The organism is Roseateles sp. (assembly GCF_039595295.1).
GTDB lineage: Bacteria > Pseudomonadota > Gammaproteobacteria > Burkholderiales > Burkholderiaceae_C > Roseateles.
Genome location: NZ_JBCNLU010000045.1, coordinates 14,806 through 32,499 on the forward strand (window position 1 = coordinate 14,806; position 17,694 = coordinate 32,499).

At 69.1% G+C, this 17,694-nt stretch carries 18 protein-coding genes; 10 read left to right on the top strand and 8 right to left on the bottom strand.

All coding sequences use genetic code 11. The annotated features are described in order from the left end of the window. Positions 1–16: 16 nt before the first annotated feature. The 3 genes from hutU (at position 17) to ABDW59_RS21710 (ending at position 4,839) form a co-directional block, all read left to right on the top strand. The gene (hutU, locus tag ABDW59_RS21700) at positions 17–1,702 is read left to right on the top strand and encodes a urocanate hydratase (RefSeq protein ID WP_343633034.1); all 1,686 of its coding nucleotides are present in this window, start codon (positions 17–19) and stop codon (positions 1,700–1,702) included. A 92-nt stretch (positions 1,703–1,794) separates the two neighbouring features. Further along, positions 1,795–3,354: a histidine ammonia-lyase gene (gene hutH / locus ABDW59_RS21705; RefSeq protein WP_343633036.1), complete on the top strand. Its 1,560-nt coding sequence runs from the start codon at positions 1,795–1,797 to the stop codon at positions 3,352–3,354. Positions 3,355–3,444: 90 nt separating this feature from the next. After that, a complete protein-coding gene (locus ABDW59_RS21710) occupies positions 3,445–4,839 on the top strand; it encodes an alpha/beta hydrolase-fold protein (protein ID WP_343633038.1) in 1,395 nt (464 codons plus the stop codon). Between the two features lie 42 nt (positions 4,840–4,881). On the opposite strand, the gene clsB is transcribed toward ABDW59_RS21710, so the two are convergent. Genes clsB through nudB form a run of 3 tightly spaced genes read right to left on the bottom strand, consistent with a single transcriptional unit; the run spans position 4,882 to position 7,567 of the window. After that, complete coding sequence (gene clsB / locus ABDW59_RS21715) at positions 4,882–6,156, bottom strand: cardiolipin synthase ClsB (protein ID WP_343633040.1); 1,275 nt, start codon at positions 6,154–6,156, stop codon at positions 4,882–4,884. Next, positions 6,153–6,983 carry an endonuclease/exonuclease/phosphatase family protein gene (locus tag ABDW59_RS21720; protein ID WP_343633042.1) on the bottom strand — a complete coding sequence of 277 codons (831 nt, stop codon included), beginning with the start codon at positions 6,981–6,983 and terminating at the stop codon, positions 6,153–6,155. Before ABDW59_RS21720 ends, clsB begins: the two co-directional genes overlap by 4 nt. Beyond that, positions 6,980–7,567, bottom strand: a complete 588-nt coding sequence (nudB, locus tag ABDW59_RS21725; RefSeq protein ID WP_343633044.1) for a dihydroneopterin triphosphate diphosphatase — start codon at positions 7,565–7,567, stop codon at positions 6,980–6,982. Before nudB ends, ABDW59_RS21720 begins: the two co-directional genes overlap by 4 nt. A 336-nt stretch (positions 7,568–7,903) precedes the next feature. Here nudB and ABDW59_RS21730 point away from each other — a divergent pair, with 336 nt between their 5' ends. Genes ABDW59_RS21730 through ABDW59_RS21740 form a run of 3 tightly spaced genes read left to right on the top strand, consistent with a single transcriptional unit; the run spans position 7,904 to position 9,646 of the window. Next, positions 7,904–8,314: a hypothetical protein gene (locus tag ABDW59_RS21730; RefSeq protein ID WP_343633045.1), complete on the top strand. Its 411-nt coding sequence runs from the start codon at positions 7,904–7,906 to the stop codon at positions 8,312–8,314. Then, positions 8,311–8,907, top strand: coding sequence for a cell division protein FtsI (locus tag ABDW59_RS21735; RefSeq protein ID WP_343633047.1), 597 nt, complete (start codon positions 8,311–8,313; stop codon positions 8,905–8,907). The genes ABDW59_RS21730 and ABDW59_RS21735 overlap by 4 nt, the downstream gene beginning before the upstream one ends. A 37-nt stretch (positions 8,908–8,944) precedes the next feature. After that, positions 8,945–9,646 carry a flagellar basal body L-ring protein FlgH gene (locus ABDW59_RS21740; RefSeq protein ID WP_343633049.1) on the top strand — a complete coding sequence of 234 codons (702 nt, stop codon included), beginning with the start codon at positions 8,945–8,947 and terminating at the stop codon, positions 9,644–9,646. 79 nt (positions 9,647–9,725) lie between these two features. Here the strand turns inward: ABDW59_RS21740 and ABDW59_RS21745 are convergent, their stop codons facing one another. Further along, on the bottom strand, positions 9,726–10,832 hold the full coding sequence (locus ABDW59_RS21745; protein WP_343633051.1) for a hypothetical protein: 1,107 nt from the start codon (positions 10,830–10,832) through the stop codon (positions 9,726–9,728). Positions 10,833–11,141: 309 nt separating this feature from the next. On the opposite strand from ABDW59_RS21745, the gene ABDW59_RS21750 reads away from it, so the two are divergent. Next, positions 11,142–11,672 (top strand): hypothetical protein, encoded by a 531-nt coding sequence (locus ABDW59_RS21750; protein WP_343633053.1) that lies wholly within the window; start codon positions 11,142–11,144, stop codon positions 11,670–11,672. Positions 11,673–11,794: 122 nt separating this feature from the next. Here the strand turns inward: ABDW59_RS21750 and aspS are convergent, their stop codons facing one another. From aspS to ABDW59_RS21770, 4 genes are all read right to left on the bottom strand, one after another. Continuing rightward, positions 11,795–13,588 (bottom strand): aspartate--tRNA ligase, encoded by a 1,794-nt coding sequence (gene aspS / locus ABDW59_RS21755; RefSeq protein WP_343633055.1) that lies wholly within the window; start codon positions 13,586–13,588, stop codon positions 11,795–11,797. A gap of 169 nt (positions 13,589–13,757) precedes the next feature. Then, positions 13,758–14,438, bottom strand: a complete 681-nt coding sequence (locus ABDW59_RS21760; protein WP_343633057.1) for a DUF502 domain-containing protein — start codon at positions 14,436–14,438, stop codon at positions 13,758–13,760. A 22-nt stretch (positions 14,439–14,460) separates the two neighbouring features. Continuing rightward, positions 14,461–14,820: an FmdB family zinc ribbon protein gene (locus ABDW59_RS21765; protein WP_343633059.1), complete on the bottom strand. Its 360-nt coding sequence runs from the start codon at positions 14,818–14,820 to the stop codon at positions 14,461–14,463. Positions 14,821–14,911: 91 nt separating this feature from the next. Beyond that, complete coding sequence (locus ABDW59_RS21770; protein ID WP_343633061.1) at positions 14,912–16,378, bottom strand: sodium:solute symporter family protein; 1,467 nt, start codon at positions 16,376–16,378, stop codon at positions 14,912–14,914. A 187-nt stretch (positions 16,379–16,565) separates the two neighbouring features. Between ABDW59_RS21770 and ABDW59_RS21775 the strand changes: the two genes are divergently transcribed. The 3 genes from ABDW59_RS21775 to ABDW59_RS21785 all read left to right on the top strand — a co-directional run. After that, entirely contained in the window at positions 16,566–16,763 is a 198-nt protein-coding gene (locus ABDW59_RS21775) for a hypothetical protein (protein WP_343633063.1), read from the top strand. 107 nt (positions 16,764–16,870) lie between these two features. Then, complete coding sequence (locus tag ABDW59_RS21780) at positions 16,871–17,053, top strand: hypothetical protein (RefSeq protein ID WP_343633065.1); 183 nt, start codon at positions 16,871–16,873, stop codon at positions 17,051–17,053. A gap of 107 nt (positions 17,054–17,160) precedes the next feature. Continuing rightward, positions 17,161–17,694 (top strand): hypothetical protein (locus tag ABDW59_RS21785; RefSeq protein ID WP_343633067.1); only part of this gene is annotated, 534 nt, incomplete at its 3' end.

Sequence of the window (17,694 nt, forward strand, 5' to 3'; positions counted from 1 at the left end):
CTGAAGGACCTCAACCATGAGCAACGCCCAACCCCGCGTCGTCCGCGCCCCCGTCGGCACGCAACTGACCTGCAAGAACTGGCTGATCGAGGCCGCCTACCGGATGATCCAGAACAACCTGGACCCGGTCGTGGCCGAGAACCCCGAGGCCCTGGTCGTCTACGGCGGCATCGGCAAGGCGGCGCGCAACTGGGACTGCTTCGAGCAGATCCTCACGTCGCTCAAGAACCTCAACGAAGACGAGACCCTGCTGATCCAGTCGGGCAAGCCGGTCGGCGTCTTCCCGTCGCATGTGGACGCGCCGCGCGTGCTGCTGGCCAACTCCAACCTGGTGCCGGCCTGGGCCAACTGGGAACACTTCAACGAGCTGGATCGCAAGGGTCTGATGATGTACGGCCAGATGACGGCCGGCTCGTGGATCTACATCGGCTCGCAGGGCATCGTGCAGGGCACCTATGAGACCTTCGCCGAGGCCGGCCGCCAACACTTCGGCGGCGACATGGTCGGCCGCTGGGTGCTGACCGCCGGTCTGGGCGGCATGGGCGGCGCGCAGCCTCTGGCGGCAACCTTCGCCGGCGCTTGCTCGCTGACCGTCGAGTGCCAGCAGTCGCGCATCGACTTCCGCCTCAAGACCCGCTACGTCGACGAGCAAGCCACGGACCTGGACGACGCGCTGGCCCGCATCGCCAAGTACACGGCCGAGAAGAAGGCCGTCTCCATCGCGCTGCTGGGCAACGCGGCGGAGGTGCTCCCGCAGCTGGTCGCCCGCGTGAAGGCCGGCAGCGCGATCAAGCCGGACCTGGTCACCGACCAGACCTCGGCGCACGACCTGATCAACGGCTACCTGCCGGTGGGCTGGACCGTGGAGCAATGGAAGGCCGCCGCGGGCGACGCGTCCAAGCACGCCGACCTGAAGGCCGCCGCCGCGCGCGGCTGCGCCGTGCACGTGCAGGCGATGCTGGACTTCCAGGCCATGGGCATCGCCACCGTCGACTACGGCAACAACATCCGCCAGGTCGCCTTCGACCAGGGCGTGAAGAACGCCTTCGACTTCCCCGGCTTCGTGCCCGCCTACGTGCGCCCGCAGTTCTGCGAGGGCCGCGGTCCCTTCCGCTGGGTCGCCCTGTCCGGCGATCCCGAGGACATCTACAAGACCGACGCCAAGATCAAGGAGCTCTTCCCGCACCACGCCGGCGTCCACCGCTGGCTGGACATGGCGCGCGAGCGCATCGCCTTCCAGGGCCTGCCCGCGCGCATCTGCTGGCTGGGCCTGGGCGAGCGCCACAAGGCCGGCCTGGCCTTCAACGAGATGGTCCGCACGGGCGAGCTCAAGGCCCCGATCGTGATCGGCCGCGACCACCTGGACTCCGGCTCGGTCGCCAGCCCCAACCGCGAGACCGAGGCCATGCGGGACGGCTCGGACGCCGTGTCCGACTGGCCGCTGCTCAACGCCATGCTCAACACCGCCGGCGGCGCGACCTGGGTGTCGCTGCACCACGGCGGCGGCGTGGGCATGGGCTACTCGCAGCACAGCGGCGTGGTGATCGTCTGCGACGGCACGGAAGCCGCCGACAAGCGCATCGCCCGCGTGCTGTGGAACGATCCGGGCACCGGCGTCATGCGCCATGCCGACGCCGGCTACGAGATCGCCCAGACCACGGCCCGCGAGCGCGGCCTGAAGCTGCCGATGCTCGATCGCTGAGCTTCGGCGCTCACCGACAAGCACCGCGCAGGTGTCCAATCCGGGATCGATCTCCGGTCCCGTCATCGAATCCGTTTTCTCTTCGAGTCCCCATGACGACTTCCATGCACCTCATCCCCGGCCAGCTGTCGCTCGAGCAGCTGCGCCGCATCCGCGCCGGCGACGTCTCGCTGGCCCTGCATCCGGACGCCTGGCCCGCGGTGCGCCGCGGCGCCGCCGTCGTGCAGGCCGCCGCGGCCGGCGACGACCCGGTCTACGGCGTCAACACCGGCTTCGGCAAGCTCGCGTCCAAGCGCATCGGCAAGGACGAGCTGGCCGCGCTGCAGCGCAACCTGATCCGCTCGCACTGCGTGGGCGTGGGCGCGCCGCTGGCGCCGGCCGTCGTGCGGCTGATGCTGGCGACCAAGGCGGCCTCGCTGGCGCGCGGCTTCTCCGGCGTGCGCGAGTCCGTCGTGCAATGCATCCTCGACGCCTTCAACGCGGGCCTGGTGCCCTACGTGCCGGCGCAGGGCTCGGTGGGCGCCTCGGGCGACCTGGCCCCGCTGTCGCACATGACGCTGGCGCTGATGGGCGAAGGCGAGATGCTGGTCGACGGCCAGCGCAAGCCCGCCCTGGCCGAGATCGAGAAGGCCGGCCTGAAGCCGCTGGTGCTGGAGGCCAAGGAAGGCCTGGCGCTGATCAACGGCACGCAGACCTCGACCGCGCTGGCGCTGGACGCGCTGCTGCGCTTCGAGACCGTCTATGCCGCCGCCGTCGTCAGCGGCGCGCTGAGCCTGGACGCCGCGCGCGGCAGCGACGGCCCCTTCGATCCCCGCATCCACGAGGTGCGCGGCCAGCCCGGTCAGATCGAGGCCGCGGCCGCGTATCGGCAGCTGCTCGCGGGCAGCGCGATCCGCCAGTCGCATCGCGACGGCGACGACCGCGTGCAGGACCCCTACTGCCTGCGCTGCCAGCCGCAGGTCATGGGCGCCTGCCTGGACCAGTCGCGCTACGTCCGCGACGTGCTGCTGCGCGAGGCCAACGCGGTGACCGACAACCCGCTGGTCTTCGCGCCCGAGGAAGGCGTCCCGACCATGATCAGCGGCGGCAACTTCCACGCCGAGCCGGTGGCCCTGGCCGCCGACGCGCTGGCCTGCGCGGTCGCGGAAGTCGGCGCCATCGCCGAGCGCCGCATCGCCATGCTGATCGACACCGGCGTGTCGCGCCTGCCGCCCTTCCTGACCGAGAACGCCGGCCTGAACAGCGGTTTCATGATCGCCCACGTCACCGCCGCGGCGCTGGCCAGCGAGAACAAGTCGCTCGCCCATCCGGCCAGCGTGGACAGCCTGCCGACCTCGGCCAACCAGGAGGACCACGTGTCGATGGCGACCTTCGGCGCGCGGCGTCTGGGCGCGATGCTGGACAACACCGCCCACATCGTCGCCATCGAGCTGCTGGCCGCCGCGCAGGGCATCGAGTTCCTGCGTCCGCTGCGCAGCTCGGCGGCGCTGGAGGACGTGCATGCGCTGCTGCGCACGCGCTGCCCGGCCATGCACGAGGACCACTACCTCGCGCCCGACATCGAGCACGCCTTCGCGCTGGTGAACGACGACGGCGAGCACGGCGTGGCAACACTGCTGCATCGCCGAACTGATATGGTCGTGCTCCGTTGAGGTCCGGGCCGGTCGCGGCCCGTGGCCTCGACCCGTGAGGCGGCCCCGGCGCCGGCTCACGGCGCCGGCCCGCTTCGCATCGACCGATCCATGACTGCCATCCTGCTCTCGTTCCTCCGCCCGCTGTCGGGCTCCTCGCCTCGCGCGCTCCCGCGCCGCGCGGCAGCCGCTCCGGCCGCTTCCGTCTTCATGCGCTTCGTTGCGGCGCTGTTGCTGCTGCTTGTCGGCGCGCAGGCGTCGGCGGCGGTGCGGGTGATCTTCGACATCGACATGCGCGAGGAGATCCGCGCCGGCCGTTTCGATCCGGCGCGCGATGTGATCGGCGTGCGCGGCGGCGCGGCGCCGCTGAGCTGGACGATGTCGCTGGCTGCGCGCAAGGCCGGCCTGGGCAAGGACAACGACGCAGAGAGCGCCGAGAACGCCGGCCGCTACGTGGCCGAGGCGGTCTTCGACAAGATCCCCGCCGGCGGCAACGTGCCCTACAAGTTCCGCATCGAGCGCCCCGGCCAGGCCGAGAACGAGGCAGGCTGGGAGACCGGCGGCAATCGCTCGCTGGAGCTGGTGTCCGAAGTCGTGCGCGTGTCGCGCGCCTTCAACGCGCCGGGCGCGCCCATCTCGCTGAGCCGCGCCGGCACCATCGAGCGCCTGGACCCGCTGCCCGGCGGCCCGCTGGCCCCGCGCGCGGTGCAGGTCTGGCTGCCCCCCAACTACGAGCGCGACACCGCGCGCCGTTATCCGGTGCTCTATCTGCACGACGGCCAGAACGTCTTCGACGCGGCCGCGGCCGGCGCCGAATGGCAAGTCGACGAGACCGCGCAACACCTGGTCGTCAGCGGCCAGATCCAGCCGCTGATCATCGTGGCCGTGTCCAACACGCCGGACCGCATCTCCGAGTACACGGCCACCAAGATGAACCGCGAGGGCTATACGCAGGGCGGCAAGGCGGCGGACTACGCGCGCTACCTGATCGCGCAGCTCAAGCCGGCGATCGACGCCCGCTACCGCACCCTGCCCGACGCCGGGCACACGGCGGTGGGCGGCTCCTCGCTGGGCGGCATCATGAGCTTGTGGCTCGCGGTGCATCACGGCGACGTCTACGGGACGGCGCTGGTCGTCTCGCCCTCGCTCTGGTGGGACGACGAGTTCCCGATCCGCGACACGCAGAAGACGCCGCTGCCGATGTCGGTCGCGCGTCCCAAGCTGTGGCTGGACATGGGCAGCGGCGAAGGCGCCGATGCGATCAAGCAGCTGCGCAAGCTGCGCTCGGTGCTCTACGCGCGCGGCTGGGCGGCCGGCGACCTCGGCTATCTGGAAGTCCAGGGCGCGACGCATGACGAGGCCAGCTGGGCCGCGCGTGTCGATCCGATGCTGCGCTTCGTCGACAAGCAGTTCAACAGCGCGCCGCGCGACGGCAACCGCACGCAGCGCGATCCCTTCCCGGTCGAGACCCGTCCCGCGATGCCCAAGGGTCAAGGCACCTACTGAGCGCGCTCGACTGGCCGGTCGGCCCTGCGACCGTCAGCGACCTCAATACCGCCCGGTCGCTCCCGCCACCCGCAGATAGACGTAGGCGACCCAGGCCACCAGCGCCCGCCCGAGGAAGCCGCGCAGGCCGCGCGCCTCGGGCTGCTCGACGCGGCGCGACTGCGCCACGGCGGCGTCGAACTCCCGGGCCACGTCGCCCGAGAACGCCGCGTCCCGCACGACGACATTCGCCTCCAGATTGAGCAGCAGCGACAGCGGATCGATGTTGGAGCTGCCCACGGTCGCCCAGTCGTTGTCGACCACGCAGATCTTGGCGTGCAAGAAGGCCGGCGTGTACTCGTAGATGTGGACGCCGTGACCGAGCAGCTCGTCATAGAGCGCATGCGCGGCCACCGCCGCGATCCGGTAGTCCACCTTCCCCTGCAGCAGCAGCCGCACCTGCACGCCGCGCTTGGCCGCGTCCTTGAGCGCGCGCCGGAAGCGCTGCCCCGGATAGAAATAGGGCGTGACCAGATCCACCCGCGTGGTCGCGGCCCGGATGGCCTCGACATAGGCGCGCTCGATGGTGCGGCGCTGGCGCAGGTTGTCGCGCAGCACGAAGGCCGCCCGCACCGGCGGCAGGCGGTTGGGATCGCGCCGGCGATGCTCGGCCCTCGGCATCCGGATGCGCCGCATCAGCCGCTTGGCGCGACGGCTGGGCGAGGCGCTGCGGATCATCGCCCGCATCTCGTCGCCGAAGTCGTGGCCCAGCCAAGCCCGCGTCCAGACCGCGCGCGCGGCCTGCTCGACCGAGCGCACGATCGGTCCGCCCAGCCCGACCGCGAAGTCCAGCCGCGGCGTCTCGGTCCGTCCGTGATGCAGGTCCACGCGGTCGTCGATCACATTGATGCCGCCGACGAAGGCCTCGCGCCCGTCCACCACGCACAGCTTCTGATGCAGCCGCCGCAGCTGCCCGGGATGCAGCCAGTTCCACCACCGGTCGATGGGCCGGAACACCGCCAGCGCCACCGGCGCGTCGGCGAGCCGCTCGCGCAGCCAGGCCAGGCTGCCCTTGGTCCCGAAGCCGTCGACCACCACCCTCACCCGCACGCCGCGCTGCGCCGCGCGACGCAGCGCGTCCACCGTGGCCGCGCCGGCCTCGTCGTCGTGAAAGATGTAGGTCGCCAGCCAGACCTCGTGCTCCGCGTGGTCGATGGCCTCGATCTGCGCCGGGAACAGCGCATCCCCGCCGCACAGCAGCCGCACCGCGTTCGCGCCGGTGAAGCTGGGCTGGGACCCGAGAGTCCACGGAAAGAGGGGTTCCGTCGGGCGCTTCAAGATTCCAGGACGAGTTCCGCCAACAGCGGCAGGTGGTCGGACATGCGCGCCCAGGTCGGGCCGCGCGGCACCTTCATGTCGACGCAGCGCAGGCCGCGCATGTAGATCCGGTCCAGCGAGAACACCGGCACCCGAGATGGGAAGGTGGGCAGCGAGCGCTTGGCGCCGGGCAGCAGCGCGCGGCTCATGCCGGTGGCGCGCATGGGCTCGTCCAGCCGCTCGCCCCAGTCGTTGAAGTCGCCCGCGACCACCAGCGGCGCGCCCTTGGGCACGTGTTCCTCGATGAACGCGGCCAGGCGCTGCACCTGCCGCACGCGGCTGCCGTGAATCAGGCCCAGATGCGCCACCACCGTGTGCACCTCGGTGCCCTGCCACTGCACCGGCACGTGCAGCAGGCCGCGCTGCTCGAAGCGATGATCCGACACATCGTGATGGCCGATGTCGCCCAGCGGATAACGCGACAGCAGCGCGTTGCCGTGCTCGCCGTGACGCGTCACCGCGTTGGTCCGGTAGGCCACTTCGTAGCCGTCAGGCGCGAGGAACTCGGCCTGACCCTGCTCCGGCCAGCCGAAATAGGTGCGCTCGAACTTCTGCGCCTCGCGGTGATGGAAGAGCCGCACTTCCTGCAGGAAGACGATGTCCGCATCCAACGCCTGCACGCCCATGCCCAGGTTGTGGATCTCCAGGCGCTTGCCCGGCCCCATGCCGCGTACGCCCTTGTGGATGTTGTAGGTCGCCACGCGCAGCCGGCCGGCGCTCTGCGCGGGTGAGGTGTCGGTGGTGGCGGAATTCAGATGGGCGGCGTGGCGCGGCGTCGGTCGGGTCATCGCGCGGCCTCCTGCGCGTGCGAAGCGGTGGCCGTCGGTGCGGCAGGATCGCCCGGGAGCCCCGTGCGCACCGGCAGCTGGAGGATGGCCTCGGCGTTGGACGGAGAGAAGCACAGGTCCGCCGCCTCGCGCCACGGGAGCCAGCGCAGGTTCAGGTGCTCGCGCGGGGCCAGCCGCACCGGCGTGCCCGCCGGCACCGTCAGGCCGAAAACGTGCTCGGTGTTGCGCGTCACGCCCGGCGCGTAGCGATGGCGCCAGACCGGATAGATCTCATAGACGTTGGCGAGGTCCCAATCAACCAGCGCGCCGGGGGTCAGGTCTTGCACGCGGATGCCGGTCTCTTCTTCCACCTCGCGCGTGGCGGTCAGCATCAGGGGCTCGTCGAGCGCGTCCTTGGAGCCGGTCACGCACTGCCAGAAGCCGGGGCGATCGGCGCGCTCGATCATCAGCACGTCCAGCGCCGGCGTGTGGATCACGACCAGCACCGACTCGGGAATCTTGAAGGCGCGCGCGTCCGCGGCCGGCACGGCGTCCGGGCGGGTCTTGGGGAGAGGGAAGAGAGGGGCGACAGGGGCTTCGCTCATGCGGGCAAGCATACCGCGAGGCCTGCGGCGGGCGCTCCGGCGCGGCCGGTCGGAGGGCTCCGAAAAGGGACTCGTGCCAAGGTCGGCACCGGGACGACACGCTCGCCAACCCGCGCGACATGAGCGGGACATACAGGGGCGCATCGCGTCCCCGGACACGAAGGACGCCATCGTCGGCAATGCTTGTTCACAGTAGCTGTACATCGGTGTCGGCGGATGTGCGGCAGGAAATATAGAAAGTTTGTACTGGCGTGATCGCCGGCAAGTCATCGGGGCATCCGCCGTGCCGTGCGTCGGAAGAATCCATCCCATCGCAACCACATCCCCGGAGGGGTCATGACCACCGTCTCGAGCTTCGGCACCGGCAAACCGCTGATCGCCTCGCAGCAACTCGTGAGCCGTCCCAGCGGCAGCTTCGAGATCAACGCCCGCGAATACGGCACCGTCGCCGCCGGCGCGATCGGACTGGCGCAGGCCGCGGTCCAGGGCGGCGAGAACGCCGTCAGCAGCGTCGTCCACTGGAGCGAGGAAGGCCTGCAGGCGCTGGAGGACGGCGCCAAGGCGGTGAGCTTGGCGGTGAGCACGGGCGTGCAGGAGATCAAGGAAGTCGCCACCGACGTCAAGAACGCCGTCGTCAGCGGCACCGGCACCGCGCTCAAGGAGCTCGGAGACGCAGGCAGCACCGTGGCCGGCTACCTGGCCGCCGGCGCGGCGGCGGGCAAGGCCATCATCGACGAGCTGACATGAACGCCGCCCCCCGCCGGGGCGCGCGCCGGCGCGCGGTCACCGCGAGCGCGATGCTGACGTTGCTCGCAGGCCTCACCGCCCTCACGGCACTGTCGGGCTGCTCGGTGCTGAGCCCCGTGCCCAGCATCGAGCTGGTGAAGGCCTCGGCCAGCATGGCGACGGTCGCCATCGGCCAGGGGCCGGTGCATGCCAGTCAGACCGTCTTCCACGACGCCGCCCTGCCCGACCGCGTCTGCATCGAATACAACCGCTCGCTGGCCCTGCCCGAGTTCGTGCCCGCGCTGATCGCCGAGCTGCGCGCCCACCAGGTCCAGGCCCGCGTCTTCGAGCCCGGCGTGCGTCCCGGCGACGAGGCCTGCCCGGCCTGGGTCCATTACCAGGGATTGCAGCAGTGGGACCGGCCGCCGCTGTCGGACCAGATCAAGCCCTATCTGGCGCAGGCCACGCTGAGCCTGCACGACGCCGGAGGCCGGCTGATGTCGGCCAGCAGCTACCGCAGCGACGACGCCGCCATGAGCATGGGCAAGTGGGCCAGCACCCGCAACAAGCTCGCGCCGGTGGTGCGTGCGCTGCTGACCGGATTCGAGGGCTGAGGCGCCCCCCCCAAAACACGAGATCGACGAGGGAACCATGTTCAACGCCCCCCCGAGCGCGCGCCGCGGCGCGCTGCTGCTGACCGTCGCGATGCTGGGCGCCTGTGCCTCGCGCGAGCCCCTGCTGGTGCAGGGCCCGGTGCAGGTGATGCCGGCGCCCGACGGCGCCTACGTCGAGCGCGTCAACAACGGCGCCATCTATCAGCCGGGCATGGCCGCGGCCTCGCTGTTCACCACCGAGCGTCGCGCGCGCCAGGTCGGCGACTCGCTCAAGGTCGCGATCAGCGAGTCGCTGAATGCCTCGCAGAAGAGCAAGACCGACACCAGTCGCGACAACAAGCTCGCGGTCAAAGGGCCGGGGGGCAGCAGCAACGTCGGCCTCATCGATCGGCTGCTCAAGGCCGATGCGACGGCCTCCGGCAGCGACGCCTACAAGGGCAGCGGGGACACCGAAGCCAGCGGCAGCCTGTCGGGACAGATGGCGGTGTCGGTCATCAACGTGCTGCCCAACGGTCATCTGGTGGTCGCGGGCGAGCGCAGCATCGCGATGAACGGCGGGCTGCAGACGCTACGCTTCTCGGGCGTGGTGAATCCGCAGGACATCCGGACCGGGAACCAGGTCCAGTCCGCCGACGTGGTGAACGCGCGCATGGAGCTGGCCGGCCGGGGCGAGGTCTCGGACGCGGCGCGGCGCAGCTGGCTGCAGCGGGTGCTGACGTCGAGCCTGGCGATCTGGTGAGCAAACCGTCGCGCTGGCATGACCAGTCGGGAGCCGGCCACGCGGTGCTGCGAGCGCGAGCGCCGGTTGAGCGCTGCGCTCAGCTCAGGCGGTCCACCAAACCGCGCGCTCGCGCGATGGCCTCGCTCAGCGCGCGATCGCGCTGCGCGGCGTCGGAGAGGCGGCCGATGGACTCGAGCGACTCCAGCAAAGCCCGCGCTTCCTGCGCGGCCTCGCCTCGCACCGCGGACGGCGACGCGTCGGCTGGCGGCTCGGCATCGAAGCGCGCCAGCTGCTCCAGCCGCGCCGGCAGCTCGGTCTGGCCGAGCAAGGCGAGCGCCGCCTCCAGCCGCTGTCGCTGCTGCTGGTGGTGCCAGCTTGGGCCAAGCTGGCCCTGCTCCGCCATCAGCTGTCCCAGACGACCATGCGCCAGCGCCTGCACCGAGCGCGACTGCAGGGTCTCGCCCAGCGCCAGCGCCTCCTGCGCCGGGGGAACGGCCTGCGCGCCGGCGCGCAGCTCGGACAGCAGCAACAACACCTGCGCCAGCAGCCAGGGATAGTGACTGCGTCGCGCCAGGTCCTCGGCCTGCATCGCCAGCGACAGCGCTTCCGCCGCCGCCGCGCTGTCGCGCGCGCAGCGGGCGTAATGCCACATGGCTTCGGCCTCGTAATCGCGATGGCCGACCTCGCGTGCCGCGGCACGGGCCTTCTCCAGCCGCGCCATCGCGGCCTTCGGGCCCTGCGTCGCCCGCAGCGACACCGACCGGTTCAGACCGATCTTGGCGCGCAGATAGGCGTCCTCGGACAAGCGCGGATAGTGGCGCTCGGCCTGATCCAGCATGCGGCCGCCGCGCGCCCAATCGCCCAGCGCGAAGCACAGCTGCGCCAACCCGATGCGGGCCAGGCAGGCCCAGCGGGTCTGGTCGTCGGTGAGCTCCAGCGCCTCGCTCCAGGCGTTGCAGGCCTGGACGTAATCGCCGCGCTGGTAATGCAACCGGCCCAGCGCCTCGCTGAGCTCCGCCGCTTCTTCGCGCAGCCGCTGTTGCAGCGCACGAGCCAGCGCCTGCTCCAGCGCGGCCTGAAGCTCGGGGCCGCGCCCCCAGCGTTCCAGAATGAAGAAGGCGCCGAGCAGCGCCTGGAAGGGCGGCTCGGCGCTGCCGGCGATGAGCCGGAGCAGGCGTGGGTACACCAGACCGGGGCGTCTCATCACGAGACGCTCCCAGCGGGCCGACGGCGTCAGCCCCGCACGCGCGGTGCCTGCGTCCTGTCTCTGCACGCTCCGCCCGGCGCGCGCTTGCGCCTCCGCCTGCCCTCGATCCCCTCGGTCGCCCGTCGCCATGTTCATCCCGTGTGGTGCAGCCCCTTCCGCGGGGGATCCGGAAGCATACCGAGTTCAAGTGGGGCGCACTGCCTATCGATGTGTGGTTCACGCCGATTCTCATCAACTTGAGCCATTGGTGACCGCTGTCGTGATCTCAATACTCGACGTCCCTTCCTCCCCGACAGCCGACTTTCCATGAACTGCACCACACCCCGCCTTCTCGCGCCCGCCACCTTGGCCGTGGCGTCGCTGATGGCCTGCCTGCCCGAAGCCCAAGCCCAGGCACAGGCACAGGCACAGGCACAGGCACAGGCACAGGCACAGGCACAGGCACAGGTTTCGCCTGCCGGCCGCACGCCGATCCGCCAGCTCACTCCCCCCGGTTCGCTGATCCCGGAGCGCATTTCCGCCGATCTCGCGTCCCGCGCCCCTGCCGACTCCTTGCCAGTCGCCCCGAAGCCGCTGGTACAAGTGCTTCCCGCGTCGGACCTTCTGTTCGAACGCCAGCCCCTGCGCGGGGATGACAGTCGCGGTCCCGAGACCGGGTTCCAAGGACGCGTCTGGATGCGAGACCACGACAACCGGCCTGAGGGCGCGCGACGCATCGGCGACACCGGCATCAATTACGGCGCGACGCGTGAGCCATCGCTGCAAGGCCGCAGCTCCGGCTCATCCCAGACGGTGGAACGAGCCACCCTGCAGTTCCGGAAGCGCATCGCCGACTGACACCCCCATCGGGCCGCGATCCGGCCGTGAAAGGACGAACGCCCCGGCGGATCACTCCGACGGGGCGTTCTTCATGACGGTCCGCTCAGGGCGTCACATCGACACCCGGGAGAACTGCCCAATCAGGCCGACGCGGCGCCCGGATTGCGCAGACGGATGTGCAGCTCGCGCAGCTGCTTTTCGTCCACGTTCGAGGGGGCGCCGGTCAGCAGGCACTGGGCGCGCTGCGTCTTGGGGAAGGCGATCACGTCGCGGATGGACTCGGCCTTGGTCATCAGCGTGACCAGACGGTCCAGACCGAAAGCCAGACCGCCGTGCGGGGGCGCACCGTACTGCAGCGCGTCCAGCAAGAAGCCGAACTTCACGCGCTGTTCCTCGGGAGAGATGTTCAGCGCCTCGAAGACCTTGGCCTGCACGTCGGCGCGGTGGATACGCACCGAGCCGCCGCCCAGTTCCCAGCCGTTGAGCACCATGTCGTAGGCCTTGGCGATGCACTTGCCCGGGTCGCTGACCATCAGGTCCTCGTGACCGTCCTTGGGGGCGGTGAAGGGGTGGTGGACCGCGGCCCAGCGCTTGTTCTCCTCGTCTTCCTCGAACATCGGGAAGTCGACCACCCACAGGGGGGCCCACTTGTCCTCGAAAAGGCCGGACGACTTGCCGAACTCGCTGTGGCCGACCTTCAGGCGCAGGCCGCCGATGGCATCGTTGACGATCTTGGCCTTGTCGGCGCCAAAGAAGATCAGGTCGCCGTCCTTGGCGCCGGTGCGCGTCAGGATGTCCGCCACGGCCTTGTCGTGCAGATTCTTCACGATCGGCGACTGCAGACCCTCGCGGCCCTTGGCCACTTCATTGACCTTGATCCAGGCCAGACCCTTGGCGCCGTAGATCTTCACGAACTCGGTGTATGCGTCGATCTCGCCGCGGCTCATCTGGGCGCCGCCCGGCACGAGCAGCGCGACCACGCGGCCGCCCGGCGTCGTCGCGGGGGTCGAGAAGACCTTGAAGTCCACGTCGCCCATCACGTCGGTCAGCTCGGTGAACTCCAGCTTCACGCGCAGGTCCGGCTTGTCGGAGCCGAAGCGGTGCATGGCCTCGGCGTACTTCATGACCGGGTAATCGCCCAGCTCGACGTTCAGCGCCTTGCGGAAGACGTGGCGGATCATGCCCTCGAACATGGCGCGGATCTCTTCCTCGCCCAGGAACGAGGTCTCGATGTCGATCTGCGTGAATTCGGGCTGGCGATCGGCGCGCAGGTCCTCGTCGCGGAAGCACTTGGTGATCTGGTAGTAGCGGTCGAAACCGGCCACCATCAGCAGCTGCTTGAATAGCTGCGGCGACTGCGGCAGCGCGAAGAACATGCCGTCATGCACGCGCGAGGGGACCAGATAGTCGCGCGCGCCTTCGGGCGTGCTCTTGGTCAGCATCGGGGTCTCGATGTCGACAAAGCCGTGCTCGTCTAGGAACTTGCGCGCTTCCATCGCCACGCGGTAGCGCAGCATCAGGTTGTTCTGCATGTACGGGCGGCGCAGGTCCAGCACGCGATGCGTCAGGCGGGTGGTTTCGGAGATGTTCTCGTCGTCCAGCGGGAAGGCCGGCGTGACCGACGGGTTCAGCACTTCCAGCTCATGGCACAGGACTTCGACCTTGCCGCTAACCAGGTTGGCGTTCTCGGTGCCGGCCGGGCGCGCGCGCACCTTGCCGACGATCTTCACGCAGTACTCGTTGCGGACCTCTTCGGCCACCTTGAACATCTCGGCGCGGTCCGGGTCGCAGACGATCTGGACCAGGCCTTCGCGGTCGCGCAGGTCGATGAAGATCACGCCGCCGTGGTCGCGGCGACGATGGGCCCAACCCATCAGGGTCACGGTCTGGTCCAGCAGCTTTTCGCTGACTTGGCCGGCATAGCAGGTACGCATGGGGTTCTCCGGAAATTCTTCAGTGTTCGGGCCGGACGGGCGGCGGGTCGGCCCCAGGGGCGCGGTGAGCCTGTCAGTCCGGCGGATTCGTTGAGACGAATGAAAAGGCGCTGATGGCGGGGCCCGATGGGCCCTCAGGACTGAGCGCTTGCCGGGGCGCTCAGCCCGGTCAATTTCGTGCGGGCTCGCCCGTCGCGGGGAGGACCACGGCGGTCTCCCCCTGAGGAGCGACCACGCCCATCGAGATGATGTATTTGAGCGCTTCATCGACGCTCATCGCCAAAGGCCGCAACTGCGCCCGGGGCATCATCAGGAAGAAGCCGGACGTGGGGTTGGGCGTCGTGGGAACGTAGAGCGAGACGTGATCGTCGGGGTCCACGCCGCTGAGCGTGCCCAGCTGCTGGGCGACCTCGCCCGCCGGCTTGCCGGTGACGAAGGCGATGGTCCAGGAGCCCTGGTGCGGATACGGGACCAGCACGGCCTCGCGGAAGGCGTTGCCGCTGGACGAGAACAGCGTGTCCGAGACCTGCTTGACCGAGCTGTAGATGCTCTTGACGATGGGAATCTTGTGCAGCAGCCGGTCCCACTGGCGCAGCCACCACTGGCCGAACATGTTCGCCACGAACATGCCGGTCAGCATCAGCAGGCCGACCATGACGAGCACCCCCAAGCCGGGGATGTCGTGCAGTTGCTTGAGCCAGTTCTCCGCCGACAGCGGGAGCAGCGCGCCGACCGCCTTCAGCAGCCAGGTGAACACGCCGTCGATCATGCCCAGCACCCACAGCAGCACCCACACGGTGATGGCGAGCGGAAGCCAGACCAGCAGGCCGGTGATGATGTACTTTCTCATGCCTGGGTCCGGGCCTTGCGAATCAATGGCAGGCGCAGGAGCCGCCGCAGGACGAGCCGCCCGACGAACCCGAACCGCTGTCCGATGGGGCGGGAGCCGCGGCCGCGGCCGGGGCCGAGGCGCTCGCGCTGGAGTCGCTGCCAGCGGCGGGGGCCGCCTCGGTTGCGGTGCCCGTGGCTGCCGCGCTGGTGCCGCCCGAACCGCCGCGGAAGTCGGTCACGTACCAGCCCGAGCCCTTGAGCTGAAAGCCGGCGGCGGTGACTTGCTTGGAGAAGCTCTCCGCGCCGCAGGCCGGGCAAACGGTCAGCGGCGCGTCCGACAGCTTCTGCAGCACGTCTTTCGCGTGGCCGCAGGCGCCACACCGGTAAGCGTAGATCGGCATCTTGGGGTCCGGGTCAAAAACCGGAAATTATATAGAGGCGCGCACGATCACCCCCTGCCGGGGTGGACCGGACACTCTTGCGGGGGGAGTTTCAGGCCGCTTGACGGGCGCTGTCCGCACCGCCGACCAAGCGGTGATGCGATCCCTGCACGTCGCGGATCGCCTGCGGGCCCAGCGAGCCCATCAGCATGCCGACCACGCCGGCCAACAGGCCCGCGAGTTGGGCCGGGAACTGCTCGCCGGCCGGGGTGATCATGAAGAGGATCCAGGTCAGCACGCCCAGCACGATCGCGAAGATCGCGCCCTGCGTGGTCGCGCGCTTCCAGTACAGGCCGAAGACCAGCGGCACGAAGGCACCGACCAGGGTGACCTGATAGGCGCTGGAGACCATCTCGTAGATCGAGGTGCCCTGCAGGGCGATCGCATAGGCGCAGACGCAGACCGAGAACAGCAGCACGGCGATGCGCATGGTGCGCAGCTCCTGCTTGTCGGAGACGCGCGGGAAGAACTGGCGCCAGATGTTCTCGACGAAGGTCACCGACGGCGCCAGCAGCGTGGCCGACGCGGTCGACTTCAGCGCCGACAGCAGCGCGCCGAAGAAGATCACCTGCATCACGAAAGGCATGCGGTCGATCACCAGCGTCGGGATGACTTGCTGGGGATCCTCGGAGATCAGCTGCTTGGCCTCCTCCGGCATGATGATCAGCGCGCTGACGACGATGAACATCGGAACGAAGGCGAACAGGATGTAGCAGATGCCGCCGATCACCGGGCCGCGCGTCGCGGCCTTCACATCCTTGGCGGACATCACCCGCTGGAACACGTCCTGTTGGGGGATGGAGCCCAGCATCATCGTCACCGCGGCGCCGACGAAGAACACGATGTCGTGGAACTTGGGCTCGGGCAGGAAGCGGAACATGTCCTGGCTCGACGCCAGGGCGATGACCTTGTCGGCACCGCCGGCCATGTCCGCCGCGAAGAACGCGATGATGGACAGACCGACGACCAGGATGATCATCTGGATGAAGTCGGTCACCGCCACCGACCACATGCCGCCGAACAGCGTGTAGGCGAGGATGGATGCGGTGCCGATCATCATGCCCACAGGGATGCTGATGGCGCCGCCCGACAGCAGCTTGAACACCAGCCCCAGCGCGGTGACCTGCGCCGCCACCCATCCCAAGTAGGACAGGATGATGATGAAGCTGCACACGACCTCGACCACGCGGCCGTAGCGCTCGCGGTAATAGTCGCTGATGGTCAGCAGCGTCATCTTGTAGAGCCGCGCCGCGAAGAACAGGCCCACCAGGATCAGGCATGAGCCGGCCCCGAAGGGATCCTCGACCACGCCGTTCAACCCGGACTGAACGAACTTGGCGGGGATGCCCAGCACCGTCTCGGAGCCGAACCAGGTCGCGAAGGTGGTGGTGATGATCATCACCAACGGCAGATGGCGCCCGGCGATGGCGAAGTCGGCCGTGTTCTTCACCCGCTTGGCGGCCCACAGGCCAATCGCGATGGTGACAAGCAGGTAGAGGATGACCAGGGTCAGGAGCATGGCGGCGGGCCTTGGGAATGCGAGAGACGCAAAGACTGGGGAGTCCGGGACACAAAAAAGCGCGCGGATTATCCCCGGAACGTCAAACCTTGCCGCCCAGGGACACCCCTCCCCCCAGGAACCCCGCTTTCAATGGCTGCTACTGATCCTCGCGGCGTACGTGCCGCGCCGGATTCAGGAGTCAGAAATGGATTTTCCCCTCAACTTCCCCCCCAGCTCTTCGTTCGAGGCGGACGCCGCGGCGAGCCAAACCAGTGCAAACAGCAGGCACGCCTCCGCCCTGCTCGAAGCCAAGCTGATTGAGCAGCAAAAGAAAGAAGTGACCAACTTCACCCTGGAAACCGTTCAAGCGAAATACAACTCGCTGCAAAACATCAAGCTCTGACAACGCGTGGCGTCTGTCCCTCCCCCAACCCCAGTTAAGAAAAGGAAACATCTATGAGTTCACCCGCACAACGTGAGGCCGACTATTACCGCGGCAGATGTGACGGCATGGAATCCGTCCGAATGGGCGGCTTCAGCGGCTGCGGCGGCTTCAGTTCGTATGGCCCCTTCATGCGACGCATGGGCAGCATGTGCTGTGGCGGCTTCATGCCTTCGATGGGCGGCTTCGGCTTCAGCGGCTTCGGCAGCTTCGGCGGCTTCGGCTTCGGCGGCTTTGCCCGCGGCTGGTAAGCGTCCTTATTCCAAGCCAGGCATGAAAGCGGGGGGCCGCCATGGCGCCCCGTCCCAGCGGATTCCCTGCGCGGAATCCGCGCTCACACCTCCTTGTCCCATCCCTCATGACTGAACTTGCCACGACACCCGAGCAGGCGCTTGCCGAGCACATGCGCGAGAAGCGCGCCTGCATCGCCGGCTTCATGGACGCCCACCCGGACGTCTTCCCTCGCCCGACCACGCACGACAGCTGGTCCACCTTCGCCGAGCAGCTGACCGACACGCCGGAGCAACCACCGGAAGCCGACCAGGAGGTCATCCAGCAGGCCATCGCCCGCTTGGGAATGACCATTCGCAGCGCGCAGGACCGCTCCCAACCCGAGCTCGACATGGACCAACTGCTGGACCAAATCCAGGAGGAGGGGCTGTCGGAGATCGAGTCCGACCCTCGAGTGCTGGAGATCGCCTCGCAGGACTCGTCGCCCGAGGAGATCCGCACGCTGGCGCGCGCCGTGTCGCTGTACAAGAACGCGATGGACGGCGAGTCCGCCCATCGTCCCCGGGACGGGAATGGCGACGTCAGTCGGCAGGTCGCTTACCGGCAACTGGCTGGGATCGTCGACTCGGCGCTCTCCGGGCTGTCACCCGACCTGCGCGGC